Source organism: Mesorhizobium sp. M7A.F.Ca.MR.245.00.0.0 (assembly GCF_003997415.1).
Classification (GTDB): Bacteria; Pseudomonadota; Alphaproteobacteria; order Rhizobiales; family Rhizobiaceae; genus Mesorhizobium.
On sequence record NZ_RZTE01000001.1, the window covers coordinates 271692 to 283630 of the forward strand.

Annotated in this window: 10 protein-coding genes; all 10 read left to right on the forward strand. The window is 60.4% G+C overall.

The window, feature by feature from the left end; translation table 11 throughout:
• The first annotated feature begins 15 nt into the window (after positions 1–15).
• The 10 genes from EOB80_RS01300 to EOB80_RS01345 all read left to right on the forward strand — a co-directional run bounded on the left by EOB80_RS01300 (position 16) and on the right by EOB80_RS01345 (position 11913).
• On the forward strand, positions 16–942 hold the full coding sequence (locus EOB80_RS01300; RefSeq protein WP_164762482.1) for an ABC transporter permease: 927 nt from the start codon (positions 16–18) through the stop codon (positions 940–942).
• A complete protein-coding gene (locus EOB80_RS01305; RefSeq protein ID WP_127326395.1) occupies positions 939–2507 on the forward strand; it encodes a sugar ABC transporter ATP-binding protein in 1569 nt (522 codons plus the stop codon). The genes EOB80_RS01300 and EOB80_RS01305 overlap by 4 nt, the downstream gene beginning before the upstream one ends.
• Positions 2504–3469, forward strand: coding sequence for an ABC transporter permease (locus tag EOB80_RS01310; RefSeq protein ID WP_024504913.1), 966 nt, complete (start codon positions 2504–2506; stop codon positions 3467–3469). Before EOB80_RS01305 ends, EOB80_RS01310 begins: the two co-directional genes overlap by 4 nt.
• A gap of 149 nt (positions 3470–3618) precedes the next feature.
• Positions 3619–4623: a substrate-binding domain-containing protein gene (locus EOB80_RS01315; protein ID WP_127326396.1), complete on the forward strand. Its 1005-nt coding sequence runs from the start codon at positions 3619–3621 to the stop codon at positions 4621–4623.
• Positions 4624–4722: 99 nt separating this feature from the next.
• Positions 4723–5760, forward strand: coding sequence for an ABC transporter permease (locus tag EOB80_RS01320; RefSeq protein ID WP_245466212.1), 1038 nt, complete (start codon positions 4723–4725; stop codon positions 5758–5760).
• A gap of 20 nt (positions 5761–5780) precedes the next feature.
• Complete coding sequence (locus tag EOB80_RS01325) at positions 5781–6608, forward strand: ATP-binding cassette domain-containing protein (protein ID WP_127326398.1); 828 nt, start codon at positions 5781–5783, stop codon at positions 6606–6608.
• Between the two features lie 14 nt (positions 6609–6622).
• Positions 6623–7795, forward strand: coding sequence for a serine hydrolase domain-containing protein (locus EOB80_RS01330; protein ID WP_127326399.1), 1173 nt, complete (start codon positions 6623–6625; stop codon positions 7793–7795).
• A gap of 242 nt (positions 7796–8037) precedes the next feature.
• Positions 8038–8919 carry an MBL fold metallo-hydrolase gene (locus tag EOB80_RS01335; protein WP_024504918.1) on the forward strand — a complete coding sequence of 294 codons (882 nt, stop codon included), beginning with the start codon at positions 8038–8040 and terminating at the stop codon, positions 8917–8919.
• Positions 8920–8984: 65 nt separating this feature from the next.
• Positions 8985–10007, forward strand: coding sequence for a rhamnose ABC transporter substrate-binding protein (gene rhaS, locus EOB80_RS01340; protein WP_024504919.1), 1023 nt, complete (start codon positions 8985–8987; stop codon positions 10005–10007).
• Positions 10008–10695: 688 nt separating this feature from the next.
• On the forward strand, positions 10696–11913 hold the full coding sequence (locus EOB80_RS01345) for an ABC transporter substrate-binding protein (protein ID WP_127326400.1): 1218 nt from the start codon (positions 10696–10698) through the stop codon (positions 11911–11913).
• Positions 11914–11939 lie beyond the last annotated feature (26 nt).

An 11939-nucleotide genomic window follows, 5' to 3' on the forward strand; every position in this document is an offset into this window, starting at 1 on the left:
CGAGTGGCCGGGCCTTTGGCCCCGTTTCTCCTCGCCTTCATCCTTTTCTTTGTCATAAACGTCTTCATTCCCGGCTATGCCAGCGTCATAAGCCTGCTGTCGCTTCTGCTGCTTTCCAGTCTGCTTGGCATCGCCTCGATCGGCCAGACCCTGACGATCGTCATCGGCGGCTTCGACCTTTCGATCCCGGCTGTGATCGGCTTGTCTAACGTGCTGTTCGCGCTGCTTTACGGCGCCGGCTATTCCGCTTTTGCTGCGGCCGTGTTCATTCTAGCGCTGGCGACGCTGATCGGTCTGGCAAACGGCTTTGCATCCCGATACCTGCAGCTCAACCCGCTCGTGGTGACGCTGGCGAGCGGCTCGATCATCCTTGGCGCCATCTGGGCAGGGACGCATGGCGAGGTTTCGGGCTTTGTGCCTGATTGGCTCGTCAACATGGTTTCGGTTATCGGCAAGACCGGTCCCATCCCGCTGCCCGGCTCCGTGGTGATCTGGCTGCTCATCGCCGGCGGCATCCTATTCCTCGAGCGCAAGACCAAGCTCGGCCGCTGGATGTTCGCCGCAGGGGCAAATCCTCGCGCCGCCGAATTGGCCGGCGTGCCGATGCTGCTCGTCTGGATGAGTGTCTACGCGCTCAGTGCCTTCCTGGCAGCGACGACGGGCATTCTACTTGCAGGCTTCAGCGGAGCGGCCGATCCGACCGTCGGCGCAGCCTACCTCTTCACCACTGTCGCGGCAGTCGTCGTCGGCGGCACGCCGCTGACCGGCGGGCGCGGCGGCTATGGGCGCACAATTGCCGGCTGTCTTGTCGTAACAGAACTTAGCACCCTCCTTGTCGGTCTCGGGCTCGACCAGGCGGCACAGCAGATATTCCTCGGTTTCCTGATCGTCGGGCTCGTGGCGCTCTATGGCCGCGAACCGCATCTGAGTATGCGCATATGAACAGCGCGGTCCATCAGCGCGCGATAGAACCGCCCGCCGACCGCAAGGGCATGCCGCTGCTTCTGTCCGCGGATGGGCTTCGCCGGACATTTGGCGAAACGATCGCGCTTGATTCCTGCTCGCTGTCGATCCGCGAGGGCGAAATCCATGCCGTTGTCGGAGAGAATGGTTCGGGCAAGAGCACGCTGATCAAGATACTCAGCGGCATCGTCCGCGCAGAAGCGGGCACACTGGATTGGCTCGGCCGGCAAGCCAGTTTCGCGAATCCGCGTGCCGCGCAGGACGCCGGCATTGCTACGGTGTTCCAGGAGACGCTGGTCCTTCCAGACATGTCAATTCGTGACAATGTCATGTTGGGCCTGGACGGCATGATCCGTCGCAAGATGACCCCCTTGCGCGAGCGCGAAGCCGTGCGGAAAGCACTGGCGGCTGTCGGTATCGGCAATCTTGATATCGAGCGGCTGGCCGGCACGGTATCGCTCGCCAACCGCCAGATGATCGGCGTCGCACGGTCTCTTATGCGGCCCTGGCGCCTGCTTATCCTCGATGAATCGACCTCCGCGATCGATATCGAAGACCGCGATCGTCTCTTCGAAGTGCTACGAAGTTTCCGTGGCGAAGGGCGATCGATCCTATTTGTCTCGCATCGCATGGACGAGATTCACGCCCTTGCCGATTGCACGACGGTACTTCGATCTGGCCGGAGCGTCGCATCGCTGGAGCGCGGCGCAGTATCGAGCGAAATCCTGCTCGACCTGATGTCGACGCGCGAAGGTGCGCGGGCGGCGGAAGGCGAAGGCTGCGGCGAGACTATTCCCGCCAATGCCGAGGTGATCGTCGGCGTGCGAGGCCTGTCGGTTCTCGAAGGCAAGCCGACACTGGATCTCGACCTTCGTCGCGGCGAGATCATTGGCGTGGGGGGGCTGGAGGGGCACGGCCAGGTCGCCCTGCTGGAGTGCATCGCTGGTCTGCGTCGCGCGCCCACGGGGACAGTGCACGTCGGGACCATGACCATACGGTCGCAACGCGACGCGGCGCGCGCGAAGATCGCGTTCCTGCCGCGCGACCGCAAATCCGAGGGTATCTTCGCCCCGCTGTCGGTGCTCGACAACGTGACCGTATCGGCGCTCGGCTCATTCGCCCGTTGGGGTGTGCTGGGCACAAGGAAGCGGATAGAGGTCGCCGGCGAGGTCACTCGGCGGACGAGGGTCAAGATGGCTGGGCTCGACACGCCGATATCGGCGCTGAGTGGCGGCAACCAGCAGAAGGCGCTACTCGGGCGTCTGATCGCCACCCAACCGCGTGTGTTGGTGTTGAACGATCCGATGCGTGGTGTGGATCTGGGTGCCAAGCGCGACCTCTACGAGGTGCTCAATAATCTCGCTTTGAGCGGCGTTTCCATCCTGATGCTGTCGACCGAACTGGTGGAACTGTGCCTGCTTTGCCACCGGGTGGTTGTGTTTCACGATCACGCCGTCAGCGCGATCGTCGAGCGCGGCGACCTTAGTGAACGCGCATTGATCGATGCGATGTTCTCGCAACGCCGACTGGAGACCTCGACATGAAGTGGCTCGGCGACCGCAGCTACGCATGGCCCGTGCTCATTGCGGTGGTCATTTTCACTGCTCTCAACGCCTTCGCCAGCCCCGCTTTTACCGATGTGACGAACTGGAACGGCATGCTCATCGGCGTGGCGCCGTTCATCATCACCGCCATGGCCCAGACCGCGCCCGTGCTTTCAGGAGAGGGCGGGATCGACCTTTCGGTCGGGCCGCTTGCGGGGCTCGTCAATGCCATGGTGACGTCGATCCTCGTGCCGAATGGGTGGGCCGATCCGGTGACAATCATCGGCGCTTCGCTGGGCGTCGGCATCTTGTCCGGCCTGTTGAACGGCTTCCTCATCGCAGTCGTGCGCGTCCAGCCGATAATCGCAACCTTGGGCACGTTCCTCGCCTTCCAGGGCATTACGCTAGAGATGCTGCCCATGGCCGGCGGTCTGGCGCCGCAATGGCTGCTCGGTCTTGCAGGCAGCTATGGCGGACTTTCGGGGATGCTCGTCCTGCTCATCGTGCTTGGCCTTGTCTGGCTGGCGTTCGAGCGGACAGGCTACCGCCGCAACCTGCTCGCCGTTGGAGGGGATGCGCGCGCTGCCTACGCATCGGGCGTCAATGTGGCGGGCGTGCGCATCATCGCCTACGTCATTGGCGGCGTGCTGGCGGCGATCGCTGGGCTGGTGTTTACCGCTGCCCTCGGCTCGGGTGATCCACGCGTCGGCGTTCCGTACACGTTGACCTCCATCGCTGCCGTCGCGCTGGGCGGCATCGCCTTGACCGGCGGGCGAGGGGGCATGCTGGGTGCAGCCGCGGCCGGCACGCTGCTCTTCCTGATCCAGACCCTGTTCACGCTGGCGCAGGTTTCGATCTTCTACATCCAGATCATGTACGGCCTGATCCTTCTGGTTGCGCTGACCTTGAACGCAGCCGGCGAGCGCGCGCGGCGCGGCCGTATGACAAAGCAGCTCGGCTGAGCCGCGTTGCCTCCGCTGCCAAGCAAGTCGTCGCGGCAAGCTTCGCGCATCGCGATGGTTGGATGCTCAACCACGACTTAGCGCCCAAAGCCGTTTGACCTAGACCAATTCATGTCGGTCTTATCGGCCGGTTCTTTTGGGAGGAGATCATGAACATGCTACCAGCTTCGCTGGCACGGCGCGGCGTGGCCGCAGTTGCGTTTTTGGGTGTCTGCGTCTTGGCTTCGCTAAGCGCGGCCGGTGCCGCCAGCGCCCAGGACAAGCCGCGCATCGTCATGCTGGGCGGCCCGCTATGGGATCCCTTTTTCGGCGCGATGAAGAAGGGCGGCGACGACGCTGCTCGTGACCTCAATGTCGACTACCAGTGGATCACCGGCACCGATCCCAACAATTTCGTCGCCGACTACGCCAAGCTGGTGAAGCAGGCCGCGAGCCAGAAGCCGGCCGCCATGGTCATAGGCAACTACTTCCCGGACACGCTCGACCCCATCATCAAGGAGATCACGGCCAGCGGCATCCCGGTCATCATTCAGCATGATGGTGGCGCTTCCTGGCGGGATATCGGCGCGATTTCATACGTAGGCTTCAGCGCCCGTGACCTCGGTCGCTCGGTTGGTGAGAGGGAGATCAAGGCCGGTGCAAAATTCGGCCTTTGCGTCAATCACGTTCCCGGCAACACCACGCTGGACCTGGATTGCCTCGGCTATAACGATGCCTTCAAGGCGGCCGGAGGCGACTCCAAGGTCCTGACCATCCAGTTCTCCGATGCCAGCAACCCCACTTTTGTCAGCAGCGCCATCCGTGGTGCGCTGCAAAGCGATCAGAGGATCGATGCGATCTGGACCATTGGCGCCGTGCAGGGCGTTGCTTCCGTGGAGGCCGTCAAGCAGAGCGGAAGAAAGATCGTCAATGCTTCGCTCGGCCTGTCGCTCGGCTCGCTCGAAGCCTTGAAGAACGGCGACCTGCTCTTCATCGCCGACCTGCAGCCATATCTCGACGGCTACTACGCCTTGCTCGCGGCATACCAGTATGTGCAATACAAGATGCTGCCAATGGGTCAGATATCAACCGGTCCGCTGATGATCACCAAGGACAATGTTGACGAGGTGCTGAAAGTCAACGGGACCTATCCCGGCGTCAGAGGGGCGTCCTGATTACGCGCCAGCTCCCTGCGATCGTGGCGCGCCCGAGATCCTGCCTTCACTGTCCCTCGGATCTTCTCAACCAATCCCAGCACTTGCCGGATGACGCTCATGACATTGGAAACCCAGGCGCTGCGTGACGCATCGGCCGCCACCTCCCGGCCAATGCGGAGCTGGTCTCCGTCCAGTCTAGTGCGCAGACCCGAGTTCGGTGCCTTCGTAGCCACCGTTTTCGTCTATGCTTTCTTCGCGGCGACGGCCTATCGGTACGGCTTCGTAACCTTCGACGGCACCGCCGGATGGCTCAACACCGCAGCCGAGCTCGGCATCATCGCCATACCGGTCGGCATTCTCATGGTTGCGGGCGAGTTCGACCTGTCGGTCGGCGCGGTGGTAGGCGCGGCGTCGATCACGGTTGCGATCGGCACGACATTGTTTGACTTTTCCGTGTGGCTCATGATCTCAGCCGCCCTTGCACTTGGCTTGGCTGTCGGCGTCCTGAACGGTCTCCTTGTCGTGCGCACCGGGTTGCCATCCTTCATCGTGACGCTTGCCAGCAGTTTCAGCATAGGCGGCCTGTCACTTGGCCTGGCGCGGCTGCTCAGCAACACCACCTCGGTCTCGGTGAAGTCGACACCGCTTTCAGATGCTGTCTTCGCATCGAACTGGGGCCAGGCAAACATCTCGATCCTGTGGTGGTTCGCCATCACGATCTTTGGCGGTTGGGTACTGGCGAGGACCGCGTTCGGCAACTGGATATTCGCGACCGGTGGAAACCCTGTCGCGGCGCGCGACGCCGGAGTACCGACAGGTTTTGTCAAGATCGTGCTGTTCATGATGACCGGTCTTGGCGCGAGCCTTGTCGGTGTCATCCAGGCGATCGGATATCATTCCGGCAACGCGACTGCCGGCCTCGGCTATGTCTTTCAGGCACCGATCGTCGCCGTAATCGGCGGCGTACTGCTCGGCGGCGGCTACGGCTCCGCGTTCGGGGTGTTTCTCGGCACCGTCATTTTCGGCGTCATCAATATCGGCATCTTCTACACCGGATGGAGCACCGACTGGGTCCAGCTCTTTCTCGGCGTTCTGCTGATGGCGGCCGTGATCACCAATCACTACTTCCGGCGCCTCGCCATGAGCGCTGGCTAGCCGACAGCGCGAGGTTCTGCATGGCTTCTGAAAACCGCCCTCTCATCGAACTGCAAGGCGTCTCCAAGCGCTTTGCCGGCGTCCAGGCGCTTACTGACGTGTCTCTTAGCGTTCCAGCCGGGCAGGTGGTCTGCCTTCTAGGTGACAACGGTGCCGGCAAGTCGACATTAATTAAGATCCTGTCGGGCTTTCACGGTCCTAGTGAAGGCAAGATCCTACTTGATGGCGTGGAAACGCAATTCACCGATCCGCGCGATGCCCGAGCGCGCGGTATCGCCACAGTGCATCAGGATATCGGCACCATTCCGCTGATGAGTGTGGGCAGGAACTTTTTTCTTGGCGCCGAGCCCAAGAAAGGTATCTGGCCGTTCCAGCGGCTAGACATCGAGAAGGCGAACCGCGTCTCCGTGGGGCAGATAAGGCGCTTCGGGATCACGCGTGTGCGCGACGGCAACCAATTGGTGGGATCGCTATCGGGGGGTGAGCGACAGGTGCTTGCAATCGGGCGAGCTATGTATTTTGGCGCCCGCGTCCTGATTCTGGACGAGCCGACATCGGCACTTGGTGTCAAGGAGGCCGCTACCGTGCTGCGCTTCATACAGGCGGCGCGTGCCGAGGGTGTCGGCATTGTCTTCATAACGCACAATGCACATCATGCCACGCTCGTGGGCGACCTGTTCACCGTCCTGATCCAGGGTCGTGTTGCGGCCAGTTTCAAGCGCGGTGAAAAGAGCAGCACGGAACTGCTGTCGCTGATGGCAGGAGGCGAGCAGATGGAGGACATAGCGGGCGAGCTCGCCGTTCTGGCGCCGACAGTTACGACAACGCCCCTGGGAGAGACGCAATAGTGACCACACGCGATGTGCATTCGATCGACGCCTTGCTTCGCAGGGCGGCGCAGCGCGGTGACGTGCCCGGCGTCGTTGCCATCGCGGTCGACAAAACGACCCGGCTGTATGAGGGCGCCTTCGGCCTGCGTAACCTTACTAGGCGCGCACCGATGACGCTGGACACAGTCTTCTGGTACGCATCGATGACCAAGGCCCTGGTGGCGACGGCGGCGATGCAATTGGTGGAGCAGGGGCGGGTTGCTCTGGACGAGCCGATCGGAAGCGTCCTGCCGTCGCTTGCCTCACCAGAGGTTCTCGATGGTTTCGACGCGAACGGCACGCCAATGGTGCGGCCGGCCAAGCGGCCGATCACACTCCGGCATCTGCTGACGCACACATCCGGCTATGGCTACGACATTTGGAATAAGGCGGTCGAGCGCTATATGCGCGAGAACCACATACCGCTGCTAGTCGACTGCAAGTTGAGTTCGCTCGCTCAGCCTCTGGTGGCCGATCCGGGCGAGAAATGGGAATATGGCATCAGCATCGACTGGGCCGGGCAGGTCGTCGAAGCTGTCAGCGGCCTATCGCTCGAGGACTATCTGCGCGAGCACCTGTTCGCGCCCCTTGGGATGCACGACACGGCGTTTCTGATAAAACCGGCGTGGCGCGAGCGCCTGGCGGACGTGCATCGCCGCCAAGCAGACGGCTCGCTTGTTCCGATCGAGCATGAGATCTCCCAGCAGCCCGAATTCTTCATGGGTGGCGGCGGCATCTACGGAACCGCTGGCGACTACGCGTCGTATATCCAGATGCTCTTGAATGACGGGCGAGCCAAGGATGGCACTGTCGTGCTCAAGCCGGATACCGTCGAACTCATGGGCCAGAATAGCATCGGCGACATCAAGGCAGGCGTGCTCACCTCGGTGTTGAAGGGTCTCGCCAACGATACTGATTTTTTCCCTGGCATGCCGCAGAAATGGGGATTGAGTTTTCTGCTCAATACGAGTGATTCGCCCAATGGGCGTAGCGCCGGCAGCATGACCTGGGCTGGCCTTGCCAATACCTATTTCTGGGTGGATCGCTACAGAAGCATAGGCGGCGTGATCATGACGCAGATACTGCCTTTCGGGGATCCGATCACTCTGAAACTCTATGAAGCCTTCGAGCGCGGTCTCTACTTTGGACCGAGCAAACCTTCGTAGCGACGATCGCCCCCATCTCTCATCGCCGAACGCGATGGTTGCTTGGCAATTTACGATTTCCGTTCCTTCGGACCATGTCCTAAGAGACCTAATGGCGGTCGTTCCGGTTCGCCATCTCGGCCGTTTTGGAGGATGGCGGTCGTGCTCCCAGGCTTCGCCGAGCGCTTGCGTTGACGGCCCGCTGAAGATTGGGCGCTTCTCCGCTCCGCTTGCACCCTCCCGAAGAACCTTGGGAATGTGACGTGACAGCAGCCAAACCACACTGCCAGCCGTCGGGTGCCTATCACATCGCCATCGGCGACATGACGGTGACTGCGGTCAATGACGGTACCTTTCAGGCCACTTTCGATATGATCGCGGGTATCGATCAGGAGGATTGCATCCGCATCGAAACAGCGGCGTTCCGTCCGGTTCCGCCCAAAATGACGATGAATGCCTTTCTGCTCCGGACCGGCGATCATGTGGCGCTTGTCGACACGGGCTGTGGAACGCGTTCGGGACCGACGTTGGGCATGGTCTGCCGGAACTTGGCGGCAATCGGCATTGTTCCCGCTGACATCGACACCATCCTGATCACGCACATGCATCCCGACCACATCAATGGGTTAATCGATGAAGCCGGTGAGGCTGTGTTTGCGAACGCAGAACTTGTCGTCAACGAGGCCGAGCTCCAGTTCTTTCGAGATCCCATGTCGCCCTCACGCTCACCCGATGGCGAACCGCAGGAATTTTTTGAAGGGTTCCGGCGGGCTACCCGGCCGTATGGAGAGCGCATCCGGACGGTTCGTGACGGACCCGTCATGCCAGGGGTCATTGCTGTCACACAGGCCGGCCATACGCCCGGCCACACCGGCTGGCTCATTGAATCCGGCGGTGACTCTGTAATGATCTGGGGCGACATTGTTCATATGCCGCATCTACAATTTACGGCGCCCCAGGCAGCAACGATTCTTGACATAGACCGCGATCTGGCTGTGGCTACCAGGCGGCGTGCCTTGGATATGGCGGCTGCAGACAGGCTTCGCGTAGCCGGCATTCACCTGGACTTTCCTGCCTTCGGTCATGTCGAGCGACGAGGCGGTGGCTATGCCTTCGTTCCGGAGGTCTGGCGCGCGGTTGTCTGACGATTTGGCGTCCCTCTGTTGGAGCGCCCCAATATCGATCTCTTGAAACTAGATGGGAGGAAGCAATGAATCCGGATCGCCGTCGGCTTTTGAAACTCGTGTCCGGTGCTGCGCTCGCTGGCGTTACGTCAACGGCACCTTTGCGGCCCGCCTTCGCGCAGCAGAAGCTGCGCATCGGATTGGTTGTCAAGGTCATGGGCATCAGCTATTTCGACGTGACCCGCGATGGTGGTCAGCAAGCGGCCGATGAACTAGGCAATGTCGAACTCGTTTACACGGGTCCGACCGCAGCGACCGTCGAACAGCAGATTGCGGTCATCGACGCGCTCGTCGCCCAGAAAATCGACGCTCTTGTCATCTCGGCCAACGACGCCACAGCCCTCATCCCTACAGGCAAGAAGGCGATGCAGCGTGGCATAAAGGTCATCTCCTTCGATTCTGCGATCGCGCCGGAAGGCCGCATAATGCATGTGAACGCCCCGCACGATGACTTAATCGGCGCCAATGACGTGCGCATGATCAGCAAGACGCTCGGTGGCGAAGGCGAGGTCGCAATTCTGTCGGCAACCTCGCAGGCAACCAACCAGAACCTCTGGATCGAGAAGATGAAGGAGGAGTGGCAGAAGGAGAAATATGCCAAGCTAAAGCTGGTCGGCGTGGTCTATGGCGACGACGCGGCGGACAAGAGCTATCGCGAGGCGCAGGGACTCATAAAAGCGTACCCAAATTTGAGGGCCATTATCTCGCCGACCGCCGTCGGCATTGTCTCCGCCTGCCGGGCGGTTACCGATGCAGGTCAGTTGGGCAAGATATTTGTTACGGGCCACGGCCTGCCTTCGGAGATGAAGCCAAACGTGCTTTCCGGTGTGACCGATACGTTCCAGCTTTGGAGTCCTGCTGATCTCGGCTACGCGGCCGTCATGTATGCCGGCATGCTCGCGCGTGGGCAAACCGACGGTGCAGCCAACAGCACCACCAAGATCGGTCGTCTCGGCGACATGACCGTGGAGGCGGACGGCAGCGCTTATCTCAAGGACCTGTTGGTATTCGATAAGTCGAACATCGAAGAGTGGGCGACGAAATTTTAAGCGTCAGGAGTTTCGGACGCCTGGTTGTGCGTGATCTCGAAGCGAACCAAAGTTTCGTCAACGGGCAAACTCTCGCGCTTTACGGGAGGTCGTGATTGCGGGCTTTTAATCAGCCGATCTGAACGAAGTTTGCCCCCGGGACACTTGCCGCAGGGGAAGTTTCGGCGCTCTGGGCCGGCATGCCGATCCGATCGTGCCGTTCGCATTCCTACCGGGCGGCACTGGGCTGAAGCTTCTGCGCTACGGGCGTGTCCGTGACGACCTTATCCTCGACGCAGAGCGCTTCTGTCTGGACACAGAAATTCGCCTTGTCAGTAGGGTGCAAGGGAATTGCTCCGTGGAGAGGGCGAACAGTTCGCAAATGATTCCGCGATACGCGGCGAACCCTAGTACCCTGCTGCAGCCAGCCCGTCAGCGTGCATCTCCAAACGCGATGACATGTTTTCCATATGAGACTCCCTCACGCCGGCAGTTGCGGTAAAAACCCTGGAAAAGAACCCGAGCCACAGAATTGGGCTGAGCCCACGGTGTAGGCGGATATTTGTCGTGGGGGAGGAGCGTTGCCGCAACCCTACCATTTGCGCCATCGCCAGACAGTCTGGTTGGCGGCGATTATGCGCCCGAACCCTTGGTTCACGACAATCCAAACCGCCTTAAACGACAAATATTAATGAGGAGGAATTAATAAATGCCAATGAATACACTTGCTGCCGTCGGCCTGACAATAGCTATCGCTCTGACCGGTACTGTCCCGACATCAGCCCAGATGAAGAGCAGCACGTTCAACATTCTGATGCTGACTGATCTTTCCTCGGTCTATTCAGAAACCTCAGGTCCAGGTGATGTGGAATTCGCAAAGATGGCGGTCGAAGATTTCGGTGGCAAGGTCAACGGGGTTCCGATAAAAGTCATCGTCGTCGACAACAAGCTTGATCCGGCGCTGTCCGTCAACAAGGCACGCGAGATCATCGATTCCCAGGGCGTGAATCTGATAACGGACGTGTCGAGCTCGGCGGCCGCGATCGCTGTTGCCAAGCTTGCCAACGAACGACACATTCTGACGACTTTCGTCAGCCCAGGAACCATGGCACTTTCCAACGAGGCCTGCGGTAAATACACTTGGCACTACGGTTACGATACTTCAGCCATGTCGGTCCCAGTCAAACAAATGACCAAGGAGGGCACTAAGAAGTGGTACTTTATCGCGGCTGACTTTGCCTTCGGTAAATCTCTGCTCGATTCTTTCTCAAAGGCTGTCAAGCAGAATGGCGGCGAAATCGTCGGGGTGGACATGGTGCCGTTCCCCAATGATGATTTCTCAAACTATCTCCTGAAAGCGCAGGCGGCGGGCGCGCAGGCCATCGGCATTCTTGAATCAGGTCAGGACCTGCGCAACGCGGTCAAGCAGGCACGAGAGTTCGGATTGATGGACGCCGGTATAAAGATTGTTCCCGGCCAGTTGAATCTGTCGGACGTCAAAGCTCTTGGCCCAGACACTTGGGCTGGCGTTAACGCCGCGCTGATCTGGTATTGGGATCTGGACGACGAGACCCGGAAATTCGCCAAACGCTTCCATGAGAAACTGAATTTCTATCCCGGCGACATACACGCCGGGAACTATTCCGCCGTCTATCAGGTGCTGAAAGCGGTCCAGGAACTCGGCACCGACGATCCCGACAAGGTGACGAAAGTCCTTGAAGGCCGACGTTTCAGCGACATGTTCGCGAAGGACGCGCTCATGCGCAAGAGCGACCATCTTGTGGTCAAGCGCACCTTCGTCGGTCAGGTCAAGCCCGCGTCGGGCGTGAAGAACGATAGTGACTTTTTTGATATCACCGGCTCGGTTCCAGGTGACGAGGCGTATTATCCGGAGACGGACAGCACCTGCAAGCACGACTGGGAGTAGGACGACATAGTTCCCGGCATCGGTTT

Excerpts from the sequence above, each read along its gene's own strand:
- EOB80_RS01305 (WP_127326395.1), top strand. The coding sequence starts at position 939 with ATGAACAGCGCGGTCCATCAGCGCGCGATAGAACCGCCCGCCGACCGC.
- EOB80_RS01310 (WP_024504913.1), top strand. The coding sequence starts at position 2,504 with ATGAAGTGGCTCGGCGACCGCAGCTACGCATGGCCCGTGCTCATTGCG.
- EOB80_RS01315 (WP_127326396.1), top strand. The coding sequence starts at position 3,619 with ATGAACATGCTACCAGCTTCGCTGGCACGGCGCGGCGTGGCCGCAGTT.
- EOB80_RS01320 (WP_245466212.1), top strand. The coding sequence starts at position 4,723 with ATGACATTGGAAACCCAGGCGCTGCGTGACGCATCGGCCGCCACCTCC.
- EOB80_RS01325 (WP_127326398.1), top strand. The coding sequence starts at position 5,781 with ATGGCTTCTGAAAACCGCCCTCTCATCGAACTGCAAGGCGTCTCCAAG.
- rhaS (WP_024504919.1), top strand. The coding sequence starts at position 8,985 with ATGAATCCGGATCGCCGTCGGCTTTTGAAACTCGTGTCCGGTGCTGCG.
- EOB80_RS01345 (WP_127326400.1), top strand. The coding sequence starts at position 10,696 with ATGCCAATGAATACACTTGCTGCCGTCGGCCTGACAATAGCTATCGCT.